Below are 21,845 nucleotides of genomic sequence, written 5' to 3'. Positions count from 1 at the left end.
GGGGTCGTAATATGCCGATCGTCAAAACCAAGCCAACATCTGCCGGACGCCGTCACGTTGTAAAACTTTACAACCCGGATCTGCACAAAGGACGTCCTTACGAGCCGTTGGTAGAAACAAAGAGTAAGTCTGGTGGCCGTAACAATGTTGGCCGCATTACTACTCGTCACATTGGTGGTGGTCATAAGCAGCACTACCGTGTTATCGACTTCAAGCGGACCAAAGATGGTATCCCGGCGGTCATTGAGCGCCTGGAATACGATCCTAACCGCTCTGCGCACATTGCGCTGGTCAAATATGCCGATGGTGAGCGTCGTTACATTATCGCTCCCAAAGGTATGAAGGCTGGTGATCCTGTGCGCTCCGGCGTCGACGCGCCGATCAAGGTGGGCTCCACGTTGCCGCTCCGGAACATTCCGGTCGGTTCCGTAATCCACTGCGTCGAACTCAAGCCTGGCAAAGGTGCACAGCTGGCTCGCTCTGCGGGCGCATCCGTACAGCTGGTTGCTCGGGAAGGGGCGTATGCCACCATCCGCCTGCGTTCAGGTGAAATGCGTAAGGTGCTTGTAGATTGCCGTGCCACTCTGGGCGAAGTGTCCAACAGTGAGCATAGCCTCAAGCAGCTTGGTAAAGCGGGTGCATCACGTTGGCGCGGCAAACGGCCAACAGTACGTGGTGTTGCTATGAACCCAGTTGACCACCCGCATGGTGGTGGTGAAGGGCGTACCTCTGGCGGACGTCACCCGGTTACTCCGTGGGGTGTTCCGACCAAAGGGCATAAGACTCGTAAGAACAAGCGTACTGACAAGATGATAGTACGTCGTCGTTCGGCCAAGTAAACGACTACATAGAGGTAATTGCTGTGCCACGTTCTTTGAAGAAAGGTCCTTTTATAGACCTGCATCTGTTGAAGAAGGTCGAGGCAGCTCTGGAAGCAAATGACAAGCGGCCCATTAAAACCTGGTCCCGCCGGTCAACAGTCTTCCCGGAGATGGTAGGCCTGACCATTGCAGTCCACAACGGCAAGCAGCACGTGCCGGTTTATGTCACCGAAGATATGGTTGGACATAAGCTGGGTGAGTTCGCGGCAACGCGTACTTATCGTGGTCATGCGGCCGACAAGAAAGCTAAACGCTGATTCTGAGGTAATAGAAATGGAAGTAGCAGCCAAGTACAAGGGCGCTCGCCTCTCAGCTCAGAAAGCACGTCTTGTCGCTGACCAAGTACGCGGCAAGGCTGTTGAGGACGCCCTGAACATTCTGACTTTCAGCCCTAAGAAGGCAGCGGTTGTGATCAAGAAAGCTCTTGAATCCGCCATTGCCAACGCTGAGCACAACGAAGGTCTGGACGTAGATGATCTGCGGGTTTCCACCGTGATGGTGGATGAGGGCCCAACGCTCAAGCGAATCAAAGCTCGAGCCAAGGGGCGCGCTGACCGTATTTTCAAGCGCACCTGTCATATCACCGTCAAGGTCGCCGACAAGTAGGAGATGCTCAGATGGGTCATAAAGTAAATCCAACCGGCATTCGCCTGGGTGTGATCAAAGAGCACAACTCAGTGTGGTACGCCGACAAAAAGGACTACGCGAAGAATCTTCTGAATGATATTCAGGTTCGCGAGTTCCTGGACAAGCGTCTGGTTAAGGCGTCTGTCAGCAAGATCGTGATCGAGCGCCCTGCTCAGAACGCCCGGATCACGATCCATACCGCCCGCCCCGGTATTGTTATCGGTAAGAAGGGTGAAGATGTTGACCGTCTGCGTCGCGAAGTCAGCGACATGATGGGTGTGCCTGTGCACATCAACATCGAAGAAGTCCGCAAGCCGGACCTGGATGCCCGCCTGGTAGCGCAAAACGTTGCCGGCCAGCTGGAGCGTCGTGTGATGTTCCGTCGCGCTATGAAGCGTGCGGTTCAAAACGCCATGCGTCAGGGAGCCAAGGGTATCAAGATTCAGGTTGGCGGTCGTCTTGGGGGTGCTGAAATCGCACGTTCCGAGTGGTATCGCGAAGGTCGTGTACCTCTGCACACACTGCGTGCAGATATTGATTATGCAACCTATGAAGCGCACACCACTTACGGCGTTATCGGCGTAAAGGTATGGATCTTCAAAGGTGAGATTCTTGGTGGTATGGAGCAGGTCCGTGCTGACAAGAAAGCCTCTGGGAAGAAAGGTTCTAAGTAAAGGGGCACTCTTATGCTGCAACCAAAACGCACCAAATTCCGCAAGGTAATGAAAGGCCGTAACACCGGTCTTGCTCAGCGCGCAAACAAGGTGAGCTTCGGTGAATACGGATTGAAGGCGACCAGCCGTGGGCGTATAACTGCGCGCCAGATTGAGGCAGCGCGTCGTACCATGACTCGCCGCATCAAGCGGGGCGGTAAGATCTGGATCCGGGTGTTCCCGGACAAGCCGATCACCGGTAAGCCGCTGGAAGTACGTATGGGTAAAGGTAAAGGTTCTGTCGAGTATTGGGTGGCTGAGATTCAGCCAGGCCGCATGTTGTACGAGATGGAAGGTGTCGCGGAAGAAATCGCACGCGAAGCTTTCACTCTGGCTGCCGCCAAACTGCCGGTACAGACCACCTTTGTTAAGAGGACGGTGATGTGATGAAAGCAACAGAGCTGCGTGAAAAGTCAGTCGAGGAGCTGAACAAAGAGCTGATCGACCTCCTGAAGGAGCAGTTCAACCTGCGCATGCGCAAGGCGACAGGTCAGCTGAATCAGTCTCACCTTCTCGGCAAGGTGAAGCGCGATATCGCTCGCGTGAAAACAGTATTGAACGAAAAGGCAGGACAGTGACATGACCGAAGCTACCCAAACTGCCAGAACTCTGAGCGGCAAGGTCGTGAGCAACAAGATGGACAAGTCCATCGTGGTCCTGGTTGAGCGTCAGGTTAAACACCCGCTGTACGGTAAGTACATGAAGCGTTCAACCAAGATTCATGCACACGATGAAAGCAATCAGTGCAACATTGGTGACACCGTAACCATCCAGGAAACCCGTCCGGTCTCCAAGACCAAGAGCTGGGCCCTGGTGGAAGTTACCGAACGCGCTGCCAAGGTGTAATTCGCCCGGAGAACAACCATGATTCAGACTCAAACAATGCTTGAAGTCGCGGATAACAGTGGTGCACGTCAGGTTATGTGCATCAAGGTCCTGGGCGGATCTCACCGGCGTTATGCAACCGTTGGGGATATCATCAAGGTAACCGTCAAGGAAGCCATCCCCCGCGGCAAGGTGAAAAAAGGCCAGGTCCTGAAGGCTGTTGTAGTACGTACCCGTAAGGGTGTGCGTCGTCCGGACGGTTCTCTGATCCGTTTTGACGGTAACGCGGCGGTACTTCTGAACAATCAGGACGCTCCCATTGGTACCCGTATCTTCGGACCGGTTACCCGTGAACTGCGTAACGAGAAGTTCATGAAGATTATCTCACTGGCACCCGAAGTACTTTAAAGGACCAGAGGCCGGTTATGAAAAAGATCAAACGAGATGACGAAGTAATCGTCACCACGGGGAAAGACAAAGACAAACGTGGTAAAGTCCTGAAAGTTCTGGACGACGGTCGCGTGCTTGTTTCTGGCATCAACATGATGAAGAAGCACACAAAGCCGAACCCGATGCTTGGCACCCCGGGCGGTATCGTCGAAAAAGAAGCGCCTATCCAGGCTTCCAACGTGGCTATTTTTAATCCGCAGACCGGCAAAGCCGATCGTGTTGGCTTCCAGATTAAGGAAGACGGCACCAAAGTGCGGATCTTCAAGTCCACGAACGAAGCTGTCGATAACCAGTAAGCGGTGGTGGTTACGATGCTTAACATGAAAGAGCAGTACACTAAGGAAGTGGTACCCGCCCTGCAGAAAGAGTTCGGTTACAAGAACGTGATGCAGGTGCCGCGTATCGAGAAAATCACCCTGAACATGGGTGTTGGCGAAGCGGTTGGTGACAAGAAGCTGATTGAAAATGCCGTGGCGGATCTCGAGCGCCTGGCAGGTCAAAAAGTGGTTGTTACCAAAGCGCGTAAATCCGTCGCGGGCTTCAAAATCCGTGAAGGTTGGCCGATTGGCTGTAAAGTGACCCTGCGCGGTGAGCGCATGTGGGATTTCTTTGATCGTCTGGTGCACATTGCGGTTCCCCGCATTCGTGACTTCCGCGGTCTGAACCCGAAATCCTTCGACGGTCGCGGTAACTACAGCATGGGTGTGCGTGAGCAGATCATCTTCCCGGAGATCGAGTACGACAAAGTCGACAAGATCCGCGGGCTGGATATCACCATCACCACCACTGCCGGTACCGACGACGAAGGTCGCGAACTGTTGAAAGCCTTTGGCTTTCCGTTCAAGAAATAAGGAACGAGTGACATGGCGAAGGTTTCAATGAAAAACCGTGAGCAAAAGCGCGAGAAACTGGTAGCAAAGTATGCTGCCAAGCGCGCCGAGCTCAAGGCGATTATCAAAAACCCGAATACCAGCGATGATGACCGTTGGGATGCACAGATGAAGCTCCAGCAGCTTCCGCGTGATTCATCTCCTTCGCGTCTTCGGAATCGTTGCCAGGTGACTGGTCGTCCCCACGGCGTTCTGCGCAAGTTCGAGCTGTCACGGATCAAACTCCGTGAATACGGCATGCGCGGTGACGTTCCGGGCCTGACCAAGGCAAGCTGGTAAGATAGGCCGCCTGACTTCGGTCAGGTGCCTGTTGGTAAGCGGTGCGGCAAGCCGCTGCACAACTAAAAAGATCAGGAGCCTCATACCAATGAGTATGCAAGACACGCTTGCGGATATGTTTACCCGTATCCGTAATGCCCAGATGGCGTCAAAAGCTGACGTAACGATGCCATCTTCAAAAATGAAGGTCTCAGTAGCCCAGGTCCTCAAGGACGAAGGCTACGTAGCAGATTTTTCTGTTTCAGCTGACGCGAAGCCCGAACTGACCATCACTCTGAAATACTTCGGTGGCAAGCCGGTTATTGAAGAGATTCAGCGGGTCAGCCGTCCGAGTCTGCGCCAGTACAAAGGCGCCGGGGAACTGCCGAAAGTAGCCGGTGGTCTGGGAGTCGCGATTGTCTCAACGTCCAGGGGCGTTATGACAGACCGCGCCGCACGAGCTGCAGGCGTGGGTGGCGAAGTCATCTGCACCGTATTCTAGGAGATACACATGTCCAGGGTTGCCAATAATCCTGTCGTGCTGCCTTCCGGTGTTGAGGTTAAGCTGAACGGACAGGAAATCAATGTGAAGGGTTCCAAAGGAGCGCTTCAGTTCACCATTCACCAGGCGGTTGAAGTAAAGCAGGAAGAAAATGTCCTGCGTTTTGCGGCCCGCGATGGTGCAAAACAGTCCCGCGCTCTTGCTGGTACTACTCGTGCGCTGGTTAACAATATGGTTACCGGCGTATCCACAGGCTGGGAGCGTAAGCTGCAGCTGACGGGCGTAGGTTACCGTGCGCAGGCGCAAGGTAAGAAGCTCAACCTGACACTGGGTTTTTCCCACCCGGTCGAGTATGAGCTGCCCGAGGGTGTTACCGCTGAAACTCCGTCCAATACGGAAGTTGTGATTCGCGGTATCGACAAGCAACAGGTTGGCCAGGTCGCTGCGGAAATCCGCGCGTTCCGTCCGCCCGAGCCGTATAAAGGCAAGGGTGTGCGTTATGCGGATGAGCAGGTCAGACGCAAAGAAGCCAAGAAGAAATAAGGCGGGACTATGAGCGCAAATAACGAAAGACTGCGTCGCGCGCGCAAAGTGCGCATGAAGATCCGTGAGCTGGGTACTGACCGTCTGTGCGTGCACCGTACACCGCGTCATATGTACGCCCAGGTTACGACTGCAGATGGCAGCAAAGTGCTTGCCACTGCCTCCACGTTGGATAAGGAACTGCGCCAGGGTGCAACCGGTAACGTGGACGCTGCCAAGAAGGTCGGTCAGCTGATTGCTGAGCGCGCCAAGGCAGCAGGCATTGAGAAGGTCGCTTTTGACCGCTCAGGTTACCGTTATCACGGTCGTGTGCAGGCTCTTGCCGACGCTGCCCGTGAAGCTGGCTTGCAATTCTAAGAGGTGGAGAAGATGAGCGTTAACGAACAGAAGGCGCCTGAGCTCCAGGAAAAGCTGGTTCAGGTCAATCGCGTCGCCAAGGTAGTTAAAGGCGGCCGTATCTTTGCCTTCACTGCACTGACTGTAGTGGGTGATGGTAAAGGTCGCGTTGGTTTCGGTCGTGGCAAGGCCCGGGAAGTTCCGGTTGCCATCCAGAAGGCCATGGAAGCTGCACGCAAAAACATGGTAGACGTAGCGTTGGACGGCACTACCCTGCAGTACCCGGTTCGGGCGCAGCACGGTGGTTCCAAGGTCTTCATGCAGCCTGCTTCTGAGGGTACCGGTATCATTGCCGGCGGTGCGATGCGCGCCGTACTCGAGGTGGCCGGTGTGCAGAACGTACTGTCCAAGTGTTACGGATCCACCAACCCGGTGAACGTAGTACGTTCCACCATCAAGGGTCTGCAGGCCATGAAGGCGCCTGAAGACGTTGCAGCCAAGCGCGGTAAATCCGTGGAAGATATTCTGGGTTGAAGTCATGGCGAACGCAAAAACGATCAAAGTAACTCTGACCCGCAGCCCGATCGGCTGTCAGCCCAAGCACAAACTGTGCGTCAAGGGCCTGGGTCTTCGTAAAATCGGTCACACCGTGGAAGTGGAAGACACTCCTTCCATTCGCGGCATGATCAACCGGGTAAATTACCTGGTTCGGGTTGAGGAGAACTAAGATGCGTCTGAACGAACTTGCTCCGGAACCCGGTTCACGTCCGTCCGCCAAGCGTGTCGGCCGTGGTATCGGTAGCGGTCTCGGCAAAACCGGCGGTCGTGGTCATAAAGGTCTGAAATCCCGTTCCGGTGGCTCCGTTGCTCCTGGTTTCGAGGGTGGTCAGCAGCCTTTGGCCCGTCGTCTGCCTAAGTTCGGTTTCACCTCGCGTCAGCAGCGTTACGTGGCGGAAATCCGCCTGAACGAGCTGGCCAAGGTTGAAGGCGACGTGGTGGATCTGGCGGCCCTGAAAAAGGCTGACATCATTCGCGAAGAAATTCGCGAGGCCAAGGTTATCCTGTCCGGCGAGCTGGACCGTGCGGTAACCGTGAAAGGCCTTCGAGTCACCAAGGGCGCACGCGAAGCGATTACCGCCGCGGGTGGTAAAGTCGAAGACTAAGACGAGTCGAGGACTAAATGGCCAAGACAGCATCATTGCCTGCGGGCGCCGGAAAAGGATTTGCAGAGCTGCGCTCGCGGCTCTGGTTCGTGTTTCTTGCGCTGCTGGTGTACCGGATCGGTGCCCACATTCCGGTTCCCGGTATCAACCCGGATCGGCTGGCGGCACTGTTTGATCAGAACCAGGGAACCATCCTGAGTCTGTTCAACATGTTCTCCGGTGGTGCGCTTGAGCGCATGAGTATCTTCGCACTCGGTATCATGCCGTACATTTCGGCTTCTATTATCATGCAGCTCATGACTGCGGTTAGTCCGCAGCTTGAGCAGCTGAAAAAAGAAGGCGAAGCTGGTCGTCGCAAGATCAGCCAGTATACGCGGTATGGTACGGTTATCCTGGCCCTGGTTCAGGGCTTTGGTATTTCTGTGGGTCTGGCATCACAGGGCGTTACCTTTAATGACAGCTTCAGCTTCCACTTTGTGGCGGTTGTTTCATTTGTCTGCGGTGCGGTCTTCATGATGTGGCTCGGTGAGCAGATCACCGAAAGAGGTATTGGTAACGGTATTTCGCTGCTGATCTTCGCGGGTATTGTTGCCGGTCTTCCTGGCGCCATTGGCCAGACTCTCGAGCAGGCTCGTAACGGTGAAATGAGCTTGCTGGTTGTTCTCGGGATTGGTGTTCTGGCGATTGCTGTTGTCGGTTTCGTGGTCTTCATGGAGCGTGGGCAGCGGCGTCTGACCATCAACTATGCCAAGCGGCAGCAGGGGCGTCGGGTATTTGCCCAGCAGTCCAGCCACCTGCCGCTGAAGGTGAATATGGCCGGCGTGATTCCGCCGATCTTCGCCTCTTCGATTCTACTGTTCCCGGCCTCTCTGGGGCAGTGGTTCGGTCAGGGCGAGGGCATGGAGTGGCTGAGCGATATCTCCCAGGCATTGGCACCGAGCCAGCCGTTGTATATTATCCTGTTCGCAGCAGCAGTTATCTTCTTCTGCTACTTCTATACAGCGCTGATGTACAACCCCAAGGAAGTTGCGGATAACCTCAAGCGTTCCGGCGCGTTTATCCCCGGTATTCGTCCCGGCGAACAGACGGCCAAGTACATCGATGGTGTGCTGACCCGTTTGACTCTGTTCGGTGCTATGTATATTGCAGCAGTGTCCCTGTTCCCTCAGTTCCTGATGGTGGCCGGGAATGTGCCTTTCTATCTTGGGGGCACCTCTCTGCTGATTGTTGTAGTCGTGGTGATGGATTTCATGGCTCAGGTTCAGTCGCACCTGATGTCTCACCAGTATGAATCGCTGATGAAGAAATCCAATCTCAAGGGCTATGGACGGAACGGCTGAACAAGCCGTTCCCCTTGAAAACTGGAGTCGACAATGAAAGTACGCGCTTCGGTAAAGAAAATTTGCCGTAACTGCAAAGTAATTCGACGCAATGGCTCAGTTCGAGTCATCTGCTCGGAGCCTCGTCACAAGCAGCGCCAGGGCTGATCCGTTTCGGATAAGCGCTGACATTGTAAAAGGGGTTCGGAATAGTGGCGCTTGACTCACAGGTGGGTCAGGCGCTATTATTTCGCGCCCTTTTTGTGGCGGAAAATTCACACAGCAAAGCTTTGAACGCGGAGTAATTTGGATGGCACGTATAGCCGGTGTCAATATACCCGATAACAAACATGCTGTTATCTCGCTGACCTACATCTTCGGTGTTGGCAAGACAACAGCCCAGAAGCTTTGCGATGCAACCGGCGTTAAGCCGGACGCCAAGGTCAAAGACCTGAGCGACGAGCAACTTGAAGCACTTCGTACTGAAGTGGGCAAGTTTACCGTCGAAGGCGATCTGCGTCGTGAAGTACAGATGAACATCAAGCGTTTGAAGGATCTCGGTTGCTTCCGTGGTCTGCGTCATCGTCATGGCCTTCCGGTCCGTGGCCAGCGCACCAAGACCAACGCCCGCACCCGTAAAGGTCCTCGCAAACCTATTCGTAAGTAACAGGTAGGCAAACATGGCAAAGCCAGGTACACGTACCCGTAAAAAGGTGAAAAAGACGGTTGTTGATGGCGTCGCGCACATTCACGCGTCCTTCAACAACACCATCGTGACCATTTCGGACCGTCAGGGCAACGTCCTGTCCTGGGCCACTTCTGGTGGTTCCGGTTTCCGCGGCTCACGTAAGAGTACACCTTTTGCTGCGCAGGTAGCAGCTGAAAGAGCCGGTAATGCGGCTGCTGAATACGGCCTTAAAAACCTGGACGTAGAGGTTAAGGGTCCTGGGCCCGGACGTGAATCTGCAGTTCGCGCGCTGAATGCGTGTGGCTACAAGATCACCAACATCACTGATGTGACGCCGATTCCCCACAACGGCTGTCGTCCGCCCAAGAAGCGCCGCGTCTAACACAGGAGACAGTGAAATATGGCTCGTTATATAGGCCCGAAGTGCAAGCTGTCTCGTCGTGAAGGGACAGATCTTTTTCTGAAGAGCGGCGTTCGCGCGCTCGATTCCAAGTGCAACATCGAGACTCCGCCGGGTATGCACGGCGCGCGTCGCGGTCGTCTGTCCGAGTACGGCGTTCAGCTTCGTGAAAAACAGAAAGTCCGTCGTATCTACGGCGTTCTTGAGAAGCAGTTCCGCAACTATTACAAAGAGGCCGCCCGAGGCAAAGGTGCAACTGGTGAAAACCTGCTGCAGCTGCTGGAAGGCCGTCTCGATAACGTTGTATATCGCATGGGCTTTGGTTCTACCCGTGCAGAAGCCCGTCAGCTCGTCTCTCACAAGGCGATCCTGGTCAATGATAAGCCGGTTAACATCCCGTCCTATCAGGTCAAGCCGGGCGACGTTGTGAGCGTGCGCGAGAAAGCCAAGAATCAGTTGCGTGTTAAAGGCGCTCTGGATCTGGCTTCAAGCCGTGCACCGGTAAGCTGGGTAGAGGTTGACGCCAACAAGATGTCCGGCGTTTACAAGTCAGTACCTGAACGTACTGAACTGCCGGCCGACATCAACGAGAACCTCATCGTCGAGCTTTACTCCAAGTAAAGCCCAGTTAGCAACGATAGCAGATAGGGGCGTCTATGCAGCGTTCAGTACATGAGTTATTGACACCTCGTACCATTGACGTGAAAGAATCCAGCGCCACGCGCGCCAAGGTGACCCTGGAGCCGCTCGAACGCGGTTTCGGGCACACCCTGGGCAGCGCGCTGCGTCGTATTCTTCTGTCTTCGATGCCGGGCTGCGCCGTGACTGAAGCACAGATCGACGGTGTCCTGCACGAGTACAGTGCCATTGAAGGTGTCCAGGAAGACGTCATCGAGATTCTGCTGAATCTCAAGGGCGTTGCCGTAAAGATGAACGGCCGTGACGATGCTGAGCTCACCCTCAGCAAGAAAGGTCCGGGCGTGGTGACTGCCGGCGATATCAAGCTGGACCACGATGTGGAAATCGCTAACCCGGAGCACGTGATCTGTCACTTGAGCGAAAACGGCGAAGTGAACATGCGCTTGCGCGTGGCACGAGGCCGTGGCTACGAGCCGGCTGATCAGCGTGGTCTGGACGAGGACGAAACTCGTGCCATCGGACGCTTGCAGCTGGATGCAACGTTCAGCCCGGTTCGTCGCGTGGCCTATGCCGTCGAGAGCGCTCGGGTTGAGCAGCGTACAGATCTGGACAAGCTGGTTATTGATCTGGAGACCAACGGTACCATCGATCCGGAAGAAGCGATTCGCCGGGCCGCTACCATTCTCCAGCAGCAGCTGGCTGTGTTCGTCGATTTCGATCATGAGAAAGAGCCTGAGCGTGTAGAGGAAGAGGAAGAAATCGATCCGATTCTGCTGCGCCCGGTTGATGATCTGGAGTTGACTGTGCGTTCAGCTAACTGCTTGAAGGCTGAAAACATTTACTATATCGGCGATCTGATCCAGCGCACGGAAGTGGAGCTGCTGAAGACGCCTAATCTAGGCAAAAAGTCGCTGACCGAGATCAAGGACGTTCTTGCGTCCCGTGGTCTGTCTTTGGGTATGCGTCTTGATAACTGGCCGCCGGCAAGCCTTCGTGGTGATGACCGGGTTCTGGGCGGTTGATCGCCGATTAGTTTAAGGTAAGGAATCAGAGCAATGCGTCATCGTAAGAGTGGTCGTAAGTTCAACAGGACCAGTGCGCATCGCAAGGCCATGTTCCGTAACATGACTGCGTCACTGGTTGAGCACGAGCTGATCAAAACGACGCTCCCGAAAGCCAAAGAGCTGCGTCGGGTAGCTGAGCCGTTGATCACGCTCGCAAAGAATGATTCGGTAGCAAATCGTCGTCTGGCGTTCTCTCGCCTGCGTAGCGATGCTGCGGTAGCCAAGCTGTTTGATGAGCTGGGCCCCCGTTACAGCGAGCGTCCGGGTGGTTATCTTCGTATTCTGAAGTGCGGTTTCCGTGCTGGCGACAATGCCCCGATGGCATTCGTTGAGCTGGTCGGCCGTCCTCTGGACATCGAAGCTGAAGAGATGGACGACGACGAAGAGTAAGTTCTTCTGAGTCCATAAAAAAACCGGGTTCCGCAAGGTTCCCGGTTTTTTTGTGCCCGTCGTTCGGGCGGGCTATTTGGTAAGCATCGGTTTGAGGTACCGTCCGGTGTGCGACGCCGGATTGGCGGCGACTTCCTCGGGCGTTCCTTCGGCAATAATCTGTCCCCCACCGGACCCACCTTCCGGACCGAGGTCGACAATCCAGTCTGCGGTCTTGATGACGTCCAGGTTGTGCTCGATGACGACGATGGTGTTGCCGTGATCGCGCAAACGCTCCAGTACGTTCAAAAGTTGCTGGATATCGTAGAAGTGCAGGCCGGTCGTGGGCTCGTCCAGGATGTACAGGGTTTTGCCTGTGTCCCGTTTGGACAGCTCCTTGGCCAGCTTGACCCGCTGTGCTTCGCCCCCCGACAGGGTCACTGCGCTCTGGCCCAGACGAATGTAGGACAGGCCCACGTCGATCAGCGTTTGCAGTTTTCTGGCGATGAAGGGGACTGCGTCGAAAAACTCCCGGCCCTCCTCAACGGTCATTTCCAGAACCTCGTGAATGTTTTTGCCTTTATACCGGACCTCGAGGGTCTCCCGGTTGTAGCGTTTGCCCTTACAGATGTCGCAGGGCACATAGACGTCTGGCAGGAAGTGCATTTCGACTTTGATGACACCATCGCCCTGGCAGGCCTCGCACCGGCCGCCCTTCACGTTGAAGGAGAAACGGCCAGGTTTGTAGCCGCGTGAGCGTGCCTCCTGAGTGCCGGCGAAGAGTTCCCTGATGGGGGTAAACAGGCCGGTGTAAGTGGCGGGGTTAGACCTGGGGGTCCGTCCGATAGGGCTCTGGTCAATGTCGATCACCTTGTCGAGCTGATCAAGTCCTTTCAGGCTCTTGTAGGGCGCATGATTGAGGCTGGTCGCTTTGTTCAGTTTGGCGGCCGCGACCGGATAGAGGGTGCTGTTAATCAGAGTGGATTTGCCTGAGCCCGATACCCCGGTAACGCAGGTCATCACGCCTAGCGGCAGCGTGAGCGTTACGTCCCGGAGATTGTTGCCGGAGGCGCCGGTCAGTACCAGCTTCTTGCCATTGCCCTTGTTTCGCTCAGAAGGTACCGAGATCTCCTTCTCGCCACTGAGATACTGACCTGTCATTGAAGCCGGGTTGGCAATAATCTCTTTCGGGGTTCCCCGCGCGACAATCTCTCCGCCGTGGACGCCAGCGCCGGGGCCAATGTCAATAACGTAGTCGGCAGCCCGGATAGCATCTTCGTCGTGTTCCACCACAATCACCGTATTGCCGAGGTCCCGGAGGTGGGTGAGGGTGGCAAGCAGTCGGTCGTTGTCCCGCTGATGCAGTCCAATGGACGGCTCGTCCAGAATGTACATCACGCCCACCAGGCCTGCGCCTATCTGGCTGGCCAGCCTGATGCGCTGGGCCTCGCCGCCTGAGAGGGTGTCTGCGCTGCGTTCCAGGGTGAGGTACTCGAGGCCCACGTTGACCAGAAATTGCAGGCGCTCCCGCACCTCTTTCAGGATTTTTTCGGCGATCTCACCTTTACGCCCGGGCAATGCCAGAGTGCTGAAGTAGCGATGGGCATCACCCACGGGGAGGTGGGTTATTTCCGGGAGGTTTCGCTCTTCGATAAAGACGTGACGGGCACTGCGACGCAGGCGCGAACCGCCGCAGTCTTTACAGGGCTGTGTGCTCAGGTTGCGAGCCAGTTCCTCGCGCATGCTCTGAGATTCCGTCTCGCGGTAACGGCGTTCCAGATTCGGCAGTATGCCCTCGAACGGGTGGGCCTTTTCCATGATATGACCGCGAGAGTTCACATAGCGAAAGGGAATGTCCTCGTTGCCGGAGCCGTACAGGAGCACCTCCTGGAAGTTTTCGGGCAGCTCTTCCCAAGGCGTTTCCAGGTCAATGCCGTAGTGTTCGGCAACACTGGTCAGCATCTGGAAGTAGTACACCGCACGACGGTCCCAGCCTTTGATGGCTCCTGAAGCGAGGGTCGCTTCCGGGCTCTGGATCACCTTTTCGGCATCAAAGAACTGGCGCACCCCCAGACCGTCGCAGGTGGGGCAGGCGCCGGCCGGGTTGTTGAACGAAAACAGGCGAGGTTCCAGTTCGCTCAGGGAGTAGCCGCACTGGGTGCAGGCATAGCGCGCCGAGAAGGTGTGTTCCTCGCCTTCTCCACTCATGGGCGCCACCAGAGCGATGCCGTCGGCCAGCTCCAGGGCGGTTTCGAAGCTCTCGGCCAGTCGTTGCTCCAGCCCCTCCTTGACTTTGAATCGATCGACCACAACGTCAATCTGGTGCTTGCGCTTCTTGTCCAGGGCAGGAACGTCGTCTATGTCGTATACCGCTCCGTCCACTCTCAGGCGGATGAAGCCCTGGCTGCGCATGGTGTCGATCACCTGCAGATGCTCACCTTTGCGATCCCGGATCACCGGCGCCAATATCATCAGCTTGCTGCCTTCCGGCATGGCGAGAACCTGGTCAACCATCTGGCTCACGGTCTGGGCTTCCAGCGGCTGGCCGTGATCCGGACAGCGGGGTTCACCAGCGCGAGCGAAAAGCAGTCTCAGATAGTCATAGATCTCGGTGATGGTCCCCACGGTAGAGCGGGGGTTGTGAGACGTGGATTTCTGCTCGATGGAGATGGCTGGCGACAAGCCTTCAATGTGATCCACATCGGGCTTTTCCATCATCGAGAGGAATTGCCGTGCGTAGGTGGACAGCGACTCGACATACCGGCGCTGGCCCTCGGCATAGAGCGTATCGAACGCCAATGAGGACTTGCCGGAGCCGGACAGACCGGTAATGACGATCAGTTTGTCCCTTGGCATATCCAGGTCGATGTTTTTCAGGTTGTGGGTGCGCGCGCCCTTGATCTGGATATGGTCCATAACACCTCGCTTGGTAAAAACTGCCAGTATATCGGTTTCGGGTCGTTCCGGCTAAGTGCGGAACGACCCGCTGTGCGGGTGTCCCGTCGCCGGGGTGGTTCTGGTACAATGCGTCGCCTGTGGTTACCGGCCGCTCACCATTCATTCAAACCGCACGGGTAGGCATGAACGCGCTCGAAAAACGCTCAGTTGTGGCTCTGGCTTCGGTATACGCCATGCGTATGCTGGGCCTGTTTATGGTCATGCCCGTGTTTGTGCTGCTGGGTACGGACCTGCAGGGTGCGACGCCAGCGCTATTGGGCCTGGCGATTGGTGCTTACGGCCTGAGTCAGGCGCTGCTTCAGATCCCCTTCGGCCTGTTGTCGGATCGGGTTGGCCGCAAGAAGATGATCTACCTGGGGCTTATTCTGTTTGCCAGCGGGAGCCTGCTGGCCGCGTCGACCGACTCAATATACGTTGTGATCGCCGGTCGGATTCTTCAAGGTGCCGGTGCCATCGCCAGTGTTTTGATGGCACTGCTGTCAGACCTCACCCGAGAGGAAGAGCGCACCAAGGCCATGGCCACGGTGGGCATTTCCATTGGCCTGTCGTTTTCCGTGTCGCTGGTGCTGGGCCCGTTGCTGGGCGCGGCCTGGGGCTTGTCTGGCATCTTCCACGTGACGGCAGTGATGGCCCTGTTGGCCCTTGTTGTGGTCGCCAGGGTGGTGCCTACGCCACATACCCATAAAGTCAGCGCCGATACCCATCCTGCCCGCGAAATGGTCGGGCGCGTTCTGGCCGATGGCCGCCTGCTGCGGCTCGACTTCGGAATCTTTGTGCTGCACCTGGTTCTGACGGCCCTGTTCCTGGTCTTTCCGACCATGCTTCAGGATCAGTTGGGATTGGCCAGCAGCTCCCACTGGTGGTTCTATTTGAGTGTGATGGTGCTTTCTTTCTTTGCCATGGTGCCCTTTATCATCATTGGCGAAAAGAAACGCAAAATGAAGCCGATACTGTGCATGGCCATTGCCTTGCTGACAGCGGCAACAGCAACGCTGACTCAGGTGAATGCCAGCCTCTGGGCAGCCTGGGGTGTGCTGTTTTTCTTTTTTATGGCGTTCAATCTTCTGGAAGCCAGTCTGCCTTCGTTAATCAGTAAAGAGGCTCCGGCTGCCAGTAAGGGAACGGCCATGGGGGTTTATTCCACCTCCCAGTTTTTTGGTGCTTTTCTGGGTGGAGCTCTGGGAGGTTATCTGCTGCAGAGCGCTGGCGTGGAGGGAGTGCTCTGGTTGATGGCCGGGTGCCTCCTGGTGTGGCTGCTGGCAGCCTTGACCATGCCGGCCCCGAGCTACACGACCAGCCTGGTTCTGGAGCTGAGGGATGCGCTGGAAAATACCTTTGACGACGTGGACCGTCAGCTACGAAGGCTGCCGGGCGTGAAGGACGTTGTGATTGTTGAAAATGCATCGACAGCCTACCTGAAGGTGGACCGTCAGCATTTTCGGGAAGATCAGCTTGCGGACTTTGACTTTGTCCGGCAGGGTAAGAGTACTTAAACACAGGATGCTGGCATGGATGGCTGGCACTCCGCAAAACATGATCAGGAGCATACGATGGCACGAGGCGTAAACAAGGTAATTCTCATTGGTAACCTGGGGCAGGACCCGGACACTCGCTATACCCCCAACGGCAACGCTGTGGTTAACCTGAACCTCGCCACAGACGAGAGTTACAAGGATCGCCAGACCGGACAGCTGGTGCCGAAGACCGAGTGGCATCGGGTTGTGCTGTTCGGCAAGGTGGCTGAAGTGGCTGGGCAATACCTGCGCAAAGGCTCCAAGGTCTACATTGAAGGCAAGCTGCAGACCCGGAAATGGCAGAACAAGGAAGGGCAGGATGTCTACACCACCGAAGTGGTTGTGGATATCAATGGCCAGATGCAGATGCTGGACAGCCGTGGCTCTGAGGGCGGTATGAATCAGGGGGCGCCCCAGGGACGGCCGCAGCAACAGCCGCAATACAATGCGCCGCCCCAGCAGGGTGGGCAGGCTGGTGGCTACAACAACCCGGCACCCCAGCAGCAAGGTGGCGGCATGCCTGAACCGATTGATGATTTTGATGACGATATTCCGTTCTAGTGATTAGTATATGGAGTTTGTAACGTTTTAGACGTTTCTAAGAGTTTAAGGCCCCGCTTTTGCGGGGTTTTTCTTTTTCTAGCCATTGAAAAAACTGTAAATAATTGTTTGGCGAAATAGGTAATGTTAAGTAGTATGATATTTGTAACTTACTGGGGTTTTTATGTGGAAGATTCGGCTAATGAAGTTGGAGACGGGAGAGAGAATCTATCTCCCTCTTGATGAAGATGGGTTGCCTGTTTTTTATCCGACGTACTTCGTGAGTCGAATGCTGAGAAGCAAAACCATCAACACCCAGAAAAACCAACTGCAGGAGTTGCGTTTGCTGAGTCGTTGGGAGTCCGAAAGCAAAATTTCAGTGGAAGATCGGTTTAAGCAAGGACAATCTCTTACTGAGTCAGAGATTATGTCCCTTGTGGATTTCTGCGGGTTTTCGCTAGGTACTGTTCGCAAGCTGGAATCTGGCGTCTCGCTGATGAGAGATGCTTATGGTTACGTCAATAGCAACGTCAAGCGGATGCGTTTGACCGTAATTCGCAATTACCTCGAGTTTTTGTGCAAACAGGTTTCAACTGATCCTAATCGGGGTGTTGAGGCAAAGAAACTGGCGAGTGCGTTAAAAAGCTACACGCCTAAAGGAAGAAATCACTTCGTTCATAAGGAAGAAAAAAAGCTTACTGAAGACCAGATTGAGGTTGTCGAAAAGCATCTCCTGCCTGGCTCCCCGGAAAATCCCTTTAAGTCTGACGCCTTGCAGTTGCGAAACATGCTAATGCTTCACCTGATGTTCGAGACTGGCGTTCGCCTCGGTGAGCTGATGGGTCTTCATGTTGAGGACATTGATGTGTATGAATCCCTCTTGAAGATTCGTCGTAGGCACCATGATCCCCGCGATCCTCGCAAACACCAGCCTCTAGCAAAGACGAAAGAGCGAGACATTCCTATTCCAAGTGACCTGGCTGAATTGATTGAATTTTATCTCTCTGAGTTTCGCGGTCGAATAAAAGCTGCTCGGAGACATCCAATTCTCTTCGTTGGACACCACAAAAAAGGTGAAGGTGAGCCTCTTTCTCTAGAGGGCGCAAATTATGTGATGAAAAAAATTAGGGAAGCGTTCCCTGTGATGGCCAGTGTCCACCCGCATTTGATGCGACATCACATGAATTACCGCTTTTCAAAGATGCTAGAAAACATCGAGGGTTGGGATGAAATGACACCCGAAGAGAAAGCTAACTTCGATTCACAGACTCGCGCAAATCTTATGGGCTGGTCAGAGAACAGTTCCATGCAGCAATACTACAACAGGCGGTATAACAGAGAGCTTATGGAGAGTGCGATGCGAAAGAGGGCAAAGCTCCAATCCGGAATCAGTAAGGGCGTGGAGAGAAGATGAGCATGCTTGCCGCACAGAAAATGGCTGCTCCTGAAGTAGAGCGCCTATTAAATAGTCCCCATATTTCGCGTAGTGGGTGTGAGTTCACTCCAAGTGAAGATCGCTGGCAGTTGGTTTATCACGGGGACAGTGGTGTATCCATGAGTAAGATTGAAGCTCTGTTCGAAGAAGAAGTTGCGCCCTATTTTCGACTGGCTGCTGCTCGTTTTTCAGGAGTGAACTCCGGTGATAGCGTTCTGAATGTCCTCAAGTACATGTCGATGATTGTCAATGACCATCCAGGCATCAATATCCTCGACCCAATCCAATTTATCTCACTCAAGGCTAAACGTGGGCAAAAACAAGAGTACCAGCTTTCGACTTTGAGGGGGTTTTTCCGATATTGGCATTCATCGGGATTATGGGGAGTTAGCAATGACTTCATTGATGCCACCCAAAACATCGTCTTTTCAGGTAATGAGAAAGGACGAGCGGTCAAAGAGTCCTGTCCTTATCAGGGACCATTCACTCCGATTGAAATGTCTGGAATTCTTTCAGGCATTAATAATGCCTACGGTACGAAACGGATTTCAATTTCTGATTATTTATTGGTCAAGCTGCTTGCTGAACTTGGTGTGAGGCGAAGACAGGTCGCTGAGTTAGTTTTTGGCGATTTTAGAGTGGAAGATAACAAGTTAACAGTCAGTATGCCGAGGGGTAAGCAGCGAGGAGAGGACTACCGAGAACAGTTTACAGATTTTGATGTTTCTGAAGATCTTTACCAAGCCGTTTTGCTTTGTAAAGAACAAGTCACTGATGAATTATCTGAGATTCAAAGTGACATTGGTTCTATTGCTGAGCACCTGCCGGTGTTCCCCAGATTCAACCGATTTCTTGTAGGCCAAGTGCGCTCAAGAAAAGATATAACTGCTGAGCATCATGAGACCCGCAACTCTCTGTCTAGCAGGCTAGATCGGATTGCACGTGTCATTGATATCCGTTCAGAGCGCACAGGAGAATGCCTACATTTGAGTGCGTCGCGATTTCGACGGACCCTGGCGACCGATCTGGTTCGGGAGGGTTACGGTCTCGGTCTTGTACAGCGGGCGCTCGACCATACTGATAATCAGAACGTTGGGGTTTACGCGGAAACTGCCGCCGAGATAGCCACTCGCATTGATATGCGTATCGGAAAGCTGATGGCACCTCTGGCGCAGGCTTTCGCGGGGGTGATCGTCAAATCTGAAAATTCCGCAATTCGGGGTACTGATGCAACCAGTCGTATCCGGACCCTGGATGGTCACGAAGCTATCGGGAACTGCGGAGATATGGGTTTCTGCGGTGCTGCAGCCCCCGTAGCCTGTTACACCTGTGTGAAATTCCAGCCATGGCTGGATGCCCCTCATGAAGAGGTCTTAGTGGAACTCTACGAGGATCGGAAAAGACACCTTGAAATCACGGGTGATGAGACCATCGCAGGAATACTGGATCGCCAAATCTTGGCAGTCGAAGACGTCATCAACCGCTGTGCCGCAATGAAGCAAGAGATGGCATTGGATTCCCAAGGAAAGGACCTTAAGCATGGCTGATGTCATTCATTTTAAGCCCCGCGGACAAGTTTCTGCTGAAGAAAACGTGTCGGCATTCATCGCTGATGTAAAGCGCATTACGGCGTTTGATCTACCCAACTACCCGCTTAAATGGAGTGCGGTAAACTGGACCGATTGGCTGAAAGGGGCAGGGTTTGTGAAACTCGGCATAAATGCCCCTCGGTTGCGCAAAAACGCAAACCCTCCACTTCAAGATGACGAAATTTTAGATGAAAAGATCATCGATTTTGCAAAAGCTTATTTTCTCTATCACCAGGCGATCCAGCGAACGAAGAGCATGCTGGAAATTCCCGTAGTGCGAGCGATTGAAGTCGCTCTTCTCGATTTGAGAGGTGCAGCAGACATCACTCTGTGTAATGAATCGGTGTTTGACCGAGCAGCGGAAATCGCTAAAGCGCATTTTTCGGAGGGTCGTGCTTATCACATCGGCGGTGCGCTTCAAAAGCTTGCCGCTTTTCTGAGCGAAAAAAAGATGGTGTTGGCGCCTCTTACCTGGAAAAACCCGATTTCGAAGCAAAAAGACCTCTCGCTGAACCATCAAAAGCGCAAGGAAGATGCAGATAAAAAGTTGCCGAGCACGGAGGTAATGGATGCGATTGCCGAGATCTTTGCCAGCCGCCCTATTGCTATCAGGGATATCGTGACAACCTCGACGGCAGCAATTCTATTGTGCGCTCCTGCACGAATTGGAGAAGTGAACGAGGCTGTAAAAGCACCGTTTATTGAAAAGATAACCCAAGATGGGAAGGTAGAGGTTTTCGTTAAATGGCATGGCGAAAAAGGTTATGGGCAGCACAACAAGCCCATTCCAGAAACCATGGTGCCGGTATACAAAGAAGCTGTCAGGCGGATTGTCGAAGTTACTGAGGATGCTAGGGCACTTGCGAACTGGCTTGAGCAAAATCCGGATGAGTTCCCGCCGCATCCTAATTGTCCAAAGATTGAAGCAGATGCCTTACTTACCCCTTTGCAGGCACTTGCCGCGCTCAATCTTGCAGAAGGCCGCACGGCTAAGACCTCGCTCAAACAGGCTCTCAAATCTCGAATTGCTTTACTCAAAAAAAGTGGTGGTGAAGCGCGCTATCCAGAGGCATGGAAAATCCTCAATGAGGGGATTAACAGCCTAGAAGGCATAGGTCGTGGAGATTCATCTTCAACATGCAATTTGACACTCAGAAAACTCAATACAGTATTGAGGCAATGCTGGCTGCCGCCATCGTTTCCCTATGTGAGTGATAAAAAAATCACTAAGTACAGCGATGCTCTTTTCTGTTTCTTTGAAAATGCACTCGCTACCTCTAGAAACCGGCCGACGCAGCTTTATAACCTAGAGCGGTTCACGAGTAATACCGTGAATATAGACCTTACTAAAGTGTCTGAGGGCCGCGACTATCTCAATCTGTTTGATCGTTGGGGTTATGTTGGCGATCGATACGCTTTGACAACTCACCAGTTCCGGCACTACATCAACACGATTGCGAACAAAGGTCATTTGGGCCAGTTAGAAATTGCGCGGTGGTCTGGTAGAGCAGATGTTTCTCAGAACCCGGTATACAACCATATGACCCCAGAGGAAGAGGTCGCCAACATGCGTCGGGCCGGAATCGGTAAAGAGACCTCAGTAGGCGTCTCTAATCTTGCGACTCGATCTCGAAATAACCAACCGATTCTAGTTTCTGAAGTCGGAGGGGACACCAGTCGTGGTGATCGCATTGCCCACGTTACTATCTACGGGCGGTGTGAACATGATTTTTCTCAAGAGCCATGCGGCAAATACCGCGGCTGCATTACCTGTAAAAAGCACAAATGCATCAAAGGTGATGAGGAAAAACTCCTGCGCATAAAGTTTGAGAGGGACCATATAAAAGTCGAGCTCGACAAAGCTGCTGCGGCTGCTAATGACGGGTGGGATGGCGCCGATCGTTGGCTCGAACACAAAATGAAGGCTTACGAAGCAGCGAATCAGCTTATCTCAATTTTGGAAAATCCCGAGATCGAAGATGGTGCTGTCATCAGGGCCACTGACGATGGCTTTACACCGCTCAATCGATCCATTGAGATGCGTGGAGAAACCAAGCGTTCAGAAAAAGCCAATCTAGCCGCGCCTCAGGATAAAAAAGCTGCCGATCTGCAGCGTCTAAGAGGCATTCTGGGGAGGTAGTT

The 21,845-nt window shown here is 54.0% G+C and carries 30 protein-coding genes; 29 read left to right on the top strand and 1 reads right to left on the bottom strand.

Going from position 1 to position 21,845, the window contains the following annotated elements:
- Positions 1-11 precede the first annotated feature (11 nt).
- From rplB to rplQ, 24 genes are all read left to right on the top strand, one after another.
- Positions 12-839: a 50S ribosomal protein L2 gene (gene rplB / locus C7436_RS17395; protein ID WP_011784248.1), complete on the top strand. Its 828-nt coding sequence runs from the start codon at positions 12-14 to the stop codon at positions 837-839.
- 23 nt (positions 840-862) lie between these two features.
- Positions 863-1,138, top strand: coding sequence for a 30S ribosomal protein S19 (gene rpsS / locus C7436_RS17390; protein WP_007154011.1), 276 nt, complete (start codon positions 863-865; stop codon positions 1,136-1,138).
- A 16-nt stretch (positions 1,139-1,154) separates the two neighbouring features.
- Positions 1,155-1,487 carry a 50S ribosomal protein L22 gene (gene rplV / locus C7436_RS17385; protein WP_008940674.1) on the top strand — a complete coding sequence of 111 codons (333 nt, stop codon included), beginning with the start codon at positions 1,155-1,157 and terminating at the stop codon, positions 1,485-1,487.
- An 11-nt stretch (positions 1,488-1,498) separates the two neighbouring features.
- The gene (gene rpsC, locus C7436_RS17380) at positions 1,499-2,182 is read left to right on the top strand and encodes a 30S ribosomal protein S3 (protein WP_011784249.1); all 684 of its coding nucleotides are present in this window, start codon (positions 1,499-1,501) and stop codon (positions 2,180-2,182) included.
- A 12-nt stretch (positions 2,183-2,194) separates the two neighbouring features.
- Entirely contained in the window at positions 2,195-2,608 is a 414-nt protein-coding gene (gene rplP, locus C7436_RS17375; protein WP_011784250.1) for a 50S ribosomal protein L16, read from the top strand.
- Positions 2,608-2,799 (top strand): 50S ribosomal protein L29, encoded by a 192-nt coding sequence (gene rpmC, locus C7436_RS17370; RefSeq protein WP_008174877.1) that lies wholly within the window; start codon positions 2,608-2,610, stop codon positions 2,797-2,799. The genes rplP and rpmC overlap by 1 nt, the downstream gene beginning before the upstream one ends.
- Before the next feature lies 1 nt (position 2,800).
- On the top strand, positions 2,801-3,067 hold the full coding sequence (rpsQ, locus tag C7436_RS17365; RefSeq protein ID WP_011784251.1) for a 30S ribosomal protein S17: 267 nt from the start codon (positions 2,801-2,803) through the stop codon (positions 3,065-3,067).
- A gap of 18 nt (positions 3,068-3,085) precedes the next feature.
- A complete protein-coding gene (gene rplN, locus C7436_RS17360; RefSeq protein ID WP_011784252.1) occupies positions 3,086-3,454 on the top strand; it encodes a 50S ribosomal protein L14 in 369 nt (122 codons plus the stop codon).
- Positions 3,455-3,471: 17 nt separating this feature from the next.
- The gene (gene rplX / locus C7436_RS17355; RefSeq protein WP_011784253.1) at positions 3,472-3,792 is read left to right on the top strand and encodes a 50S ribosomal protein L24; all 321 of its coding nucleotides are present in this window, start codon (positions 3,472-3,474) and stop codon (positions 3,790-3,792) included.
- 15 nt (positions 3,793-3,807) lie between these two features.
- Complete coding sequence (gene rplE / locus C7436_RS17350; RefSeq protein WP_011784254.1) at positions 3,808-4,347, top strand: 50S ribosomal protein L5; 540 nt, start codon at positions 3,808-3,810, stop codon at positions 4,345-4,347.
- Between the two features lie 12 nt (positions 4,348-4,359).
- Positions 4,360-4,665, top strand: a complete 306-nt coding sequence (gene rpsN, locus C7436_RS17345; protein WP_011784255.1) for a 30S ribosomal protein S14 — start codon at positions 4,360-4,362, stop codon at positions 4,663-4,665.
- Between the two features lie 88 nt (positions 4,666-4,753).
- Positions 4,754-5,146 (top strand): 30S ribosomal protein S8, encoded by a 393-nt coding sequence (gene rpsH, locus C7436_RS17340; RefSeq protein WP_011784256.1) that lies wholly within the window; start codon positions 4,754-4,756, stop codon positions 5,144-5,146.
- 9 nt (positions 5,147-5,155) lie between these two features.
- The gene (rplF, locus tag C7436_RS17335; RefSeq protein ID WP_011784257.1) at positions 5,156-5,689 is read left to right on the top strand and encodes a 50S ribosomal protein L6; all 534 of its coding nucleotides are present in this window, start codon (positions 5,156-5,158) and stop codon (positions 5,687-5,689) included.
- Positions 5,690-5,698: 9 nt separating this feature from the next.
- Positions 5,699-6,046 carry a 50S ribosomal protein L18 gene (gene rplR, locus C7436_RS17330; RefSeq protein ID WP_011784258.1) on the top strand — a complete coding sequence of 116 codons (348 nt, stop codon included), beginning with the start codon at positions 5,699-5,701 and terminating at the stop codon, positions 6,044-6,046.
- A gap of 12 nt (positions 6,047-6,058) precedes the next feature.
- On the top strand, positions 6,059-6,559 hold the full coding sequence (gene rpsE / locus C7436_RS17325) for a 30S ribosomal protein S5 (RefSeq protein ID WP_011784259.1): 501 nt from the start codon (positions 6,059-6,061) through the stop codon (positions 6,557-6,559).
- 4 nt (positions 6,560-6,563) lie between these two features.
- Positions 6,564-6,752 carry a 50S ribosomal protein L30 gene (rpmD, locus tag C7436_RS17320; RefSeq protein WP_008174894.1) on the top strand — a complete coding sequence of 63 codons (189 nt, stop codon included), beginning with the start codon at positions 6,564-6,566 and terminating at the stop codon, positions 6,750-6,752.
- A gap of 1 nt (position 6,753) precedes the next feature.
- On the top strand, positions 6,754-7,188 hold the full coding sequence (gene rplO / locus C7436_RS17315; RefSeq protein WP_011784260.1) for a 50S ribosomal protein L15: 435 nt from the start codon (positions 6,754-6,756) through the stop codon (positions 7,186-7,188).
- A 17-nt stretch (positions 7,189-7,205) separates the two neighbouring features.
- Positions 7,206-8,528: a preprotein translocase subunit SecY gene (secY, locus tag C7436_RS17310; RefSeq protein ID WP_011784261.1), complete on the top strand. Its 1,323-nt coding sequence runs from the start codon at positions 7,206-7,208 to the stop codon at positions 8,526-8,528.
- Positions 8,529-8,561: 33 nt separating this feature from the next.
- Entirely contained in the window at positions 8,562-8,675 is a 114-nt protein-coding gene (rpmJ, locus tag C7436_RS17305) for a 50S ribosomal protein L36 (RefSeq protein WP_008174902.1), read from the top strand.
- Between the two features lie 142 nt (positions 8,676-8,817).
- Positions 8,818-9,174 carry a 30S ribosomal protein S13 gene (gene rpsM, locus C7436_RS17300; protein WP_011784262.1) on the top strand — a complete coding sequence of 119 codons (357 nt, stop codon included), beginning with the start codon at positions 8,818-8,820 and terminating at the stop codon, positions 9,172-9,174.
- A gap of 13 nt (positions 9,175-9,187) precedes the next feature.
- Complete coding sequence (gene rpsK, locus C7436_RS17295; RefSeq protein WP_007153992.1) at positions 9,188-9,577, top strand: 30S ribosomal protein S11; 390 nt, start codon at positions 9,188-9,190, stop codon at positions 9,575-9,577.
- An 18-nt stretch (positions 9,578-9,595) separates the two neighbouring features.
- Positions 9,596-10,216, top strand: coding sequence for a 30S ribosomal protein S4 (gene rpsD, locus C7436_RS17290; protein ID WP_014420494.1), 621 nt, complete (start codon positions 9,596-9,598; stop codon positions 10,214-10,216).
- 35 nt (positions 10,217-10,251) lie between these two features.
- The gene (locus tag C7436_RS17285; RefSeq protein WP_008174911.1) at positions 10,252-11,256 is read left to right on the top strand and encodes a DNA-directed RNA polymerase subunit alpha; all 1,005 of its coding nucleotides are present in this window, start codon (positions 10,252-10,254) and stop codon (positions 11,254-11,256) included.
- A 33-nt stretch (positions 11,257-11,289) separates the two neighbouring features.
- Positions 11,290-11,688 carry a 50S ribosomal protein L17 gene (rplQ, locus tag C7436_RS17280; RefSeq protein WP_011784264.1) on the top strand — a complete coding sequence of 133 codons (399 nt, stop codon included), beginning with the start codon at positions 11,290-11,292 and terminating at the stop codon, positions 11,686-11,688.
- 72 nt (positions 11,689-11,760) lie between these two features.
- Here the strand turns inward: rplQ and uvrA are convergent, their stop codons facing one another.
- Entirely contained in the window at positions 11,761-14,583 is a 2,823-nt protein-coding gene (gene uvrA, locus C7436_RS17275) for an excinuclease ABC subunit UvrA (RefSeq protein ID WP_121208603.1), read from the bottom strand.
- A 164-nt stretch (positions 14,584-14,747) separates the two neighbouring features.
- Here uvrA and C7436_RS17270 point away from each other — a divergent pair, with 164 nt between their 5' ends.
- From C7436_RS17270 to C7436_RS17250, 5 genes are all read left to right on the top strand, one after another.
- Positions 14,748-16,118, top strand: a complete 1,371-nt coding sequence (locus C7436_RS17270) for an MFS transporter (RefSeq protein WP_121208602.1) — start codon at positions 14,748-14,750, stop codon at positions 16,116-16,118.
- A 57-nt stretch (positions 16,119-16,175) separates the two neighbouring features.
- Positions 16,176-16,700 carry a single-stranded DNA-binding protein gene (gene ssb, locus C7436_RS17265; RefSeq protein WP_011784267.1) on the top strand — a complete coding sequence of 175 codons (525 nt, stop codon included), beginning with the start codon at positions 16,176-16,178 and terminating at the stop codon, positions 16,698-16,700.
- A gap of 181 nt (positions 16,701-16,881) precedes the next feature.
- Entirely contained in the window at positions 16,882-18,093 is a 1,212-nt protein-coding gene (locus C7436_RS17260; RefSeq protein ID WP_158595274.1) for a tyrosine-type recombinase/integrase, read from the top strand.
- A complete protein-coding gene (locus tag C7436_RS17255; protein ID WP_121208600.1) occupies positions 18,090-19,661 on the top strand; it encodes a site-specific integrase in 1,572 nt (523 codons plus the stop codon). The genes C7436_RS17260 and C7436_RS17255 overlap by 4 nt, the downstream gene beginning before the upstream one ends.
- On the top strand, positions 19,654-21,843 hold the full coding sequence (locus C7436_RS17250; protein WP_121208599.1) for a hypothetical protein: 2,190 nt from the start codon (positions 19,654-19,656) through the stop codon (positions 21,841-21,843). The genes C7436_RS17255 and C7436_RS17250 overlap by 8 nt, the downstream gene beginning before the upstream one ends.
- Positions 21,844-21,845 lie beyond the last annotated feature (2 nt).

Source organism: Marinobacter nauticus, assembly GCF_003634635.1.
GTDB lineage: Bacteria > Pseudomonadota > Gammaproteobacteria > Pseudomonadales > Oleiphilaceae > Marinobacter > Marinobacter nauticus.
The sequence above is the reverse complement of the archived record's forward strand: the minus strand, read 5'-3'. Positions and strand labels throughout refer to the sequence as shown.

Coding starts and splice junctions, on each gene's coding strand:
- rplX (WP_011784253.1), top strand. CDS start 3,472: ATGAAAAAGATCAAACGAGATGACGAAGTAATCGTCACCACGGGGAAA.
- rpsH (WP_011784256.1), top strand. CDS start 4,754: ATGAGTATGCAAGACACGCTTGCGGATATGTTTACCCGTATCCGTAAT.
- rplE (WP_011784254.1), top strand. CDS start 3,808: ATGCTTAACATGAAAGAGCAGTACACTAAGGAAGTGGTACCCGCCCTG.
- secY (WP_011784261.1), top strand. CDS start 7,206: ATGGCCAAGACAGCATCATTGCCTGCGGGCGCCGGAAAAGGATTTGCA.
- rpsM (WP_011784262.1), top strand. CDS start 8,818: ATGGCACGTATAGCCGGTGTCAATATACCCGATAACAAACATGCTGTT.
- rpmC (WP_008174877.1), top strand. CDS start 2,608: ATGAAAGCAACAGAGCTGCGTGAAAAGTCAGTCGAGGAGCTGAACAAA.
- rpmJ (WP_008174902.1), top strand. CDS start 8,562: ATGAAAGTACGCGCTTCGGTAAAGAAAATTTGCCGTAACTGCAAAGTA.
- rplP (WP_011784250.1), top strand. CDS start 2,195: ATGCTGCAACCAAAACGCACCAAATTCCGCAAGGTAATGAAAGGCCGT.
- C7436_RS17250 (WP_121208599.1), top strand. CDS start 19,654: ATGGCTGATGTCATTCATTTTAAGCCCCGCGGACAAGTTTCTGCTGAA.
- ssb (WP_011784267.1), top strand. CDS start 16,176: ATGGCACGAGGCGTAAACAAGGTAATTCTCATTGGTAACCTGGGGCAG.
- rplB (WP_011784248.1), top strand. CDS start 12: ATGCCGATCGTCAAAACCAAGCCAACATCTGCCGGACGCCGTCACGTT.
- rplN (WP_011784252.1), top strand. CDS start 3,086: ATGATTCAGACTCAAACAATGCTTGAAGTCGCGGATAACAGTGGTGCA.
- rplV (WP_008940674.1), top strand. CDS start 1,155: ATGGAAGTAGCAGCCAAGTACAAGGGCGCTCGCCTCTCAGCTCAGAAA.
- rplF (WP_011784257.1), top strand. CDS start 5,156: ATGTCCAGGGTTGCCAATAATCCTGTCGTGCTGCCTTCCGGTGTTGAG.
- rpmD (WP_008174894.1), top strand. CDS start 6,564: ATGGCGAACGCAAAAACGATCAAAGTAACTCTGACCCGCAGCCCGATC.
- rplO (WP_011784260.1), top strand. CDS start 6,754: ATGCGTCTGAACGAACTTGCTCCGGAACCCGGTTCACGTCCGTCCGCC.
- uvrA (WP_121208603.1), bottom strand. CDS start 14,583: ATGGACCATATCCAGATCAAGGGCGCGCGCACCCACAACCTGAAAAAC.
- C7436_RS17255 (WP_121208600.1), top strand. CDS start 18,090: ATGAGCATGCTTGCCGCACAGAAAATGGCTGCTCCTGAAGTAGAGCGC.
- C7436_RS17285 (WP_008174911.1), top strand. CDS start 10,252: ATGCAGCGTTCAGTACATGAGTTATTGACACCTCGTACCATTGACGTG.
- rplQ (WP_011784264.1), top strand. CDS start 11,290: ATGCGTCATCGTAAGAGTGGTCGTAAGTTCAACAGGACCAGTGCGCAT.
- rplR (WP_011784258.1), top strand. CDS start 5,699: ATGAGCGCAAATAACGAAAGACTGCGTCGCGCGCGCAAAGTGCGCATG.
- rpsC (WP_011784249.1), top strand. CDS start 1,499: ATGGGTCATAAAGTAAATCCAACCGGCATTCGCCTGGGTGTGATCAAA.
- C7436_RS17270 (WP_121208602.1), top strand. CDS start 14,748: ATGAACGCGCTCGAAAAACGCTCAGTTGTGGCTCTGGCTTCGGTATAC.
- C7436_RS17260 (WP_158595274.1), top strand. CDS start 16,882: ATGAAGTTGGAGACGGGAGAGAGAATCTATCTCCCTCTTGATGAAGAT.
- rpsK (WP_007153992.1), top strand. CDS start 9,188: ATGGCAAAGCCAGGTACACGTACCCGTAAAAAGGTGAAAAAGACGGTT.
- rpsQ (WP_011784251.1), top strand. CDS start 2,801: ATGACCGAAGCTACCCAAACTGCCAGAACTCTGAGCGGCAAGGTCGTG.
- rpsD (WP_014420494.1), top strand. CDS start 9,596: ATGGCTCGTTATATAGGCCCGAAGTGCAAGCTGTCTCGTCGTGAAGGG.
- rpsE (WP_011784259.1), top strand. CDS start 6,059: ATGAGCGTTAACGAACAGAAGGCGCCTGAGCTCCAGGAAAAGCTGGTT.
- rpsN (WP_011784255.1), top strand. CDS start 4,360: ATGGCGAAGGTTTCAATGAAAAACCGTGAGCAAAAGCGCGAGAAACTG.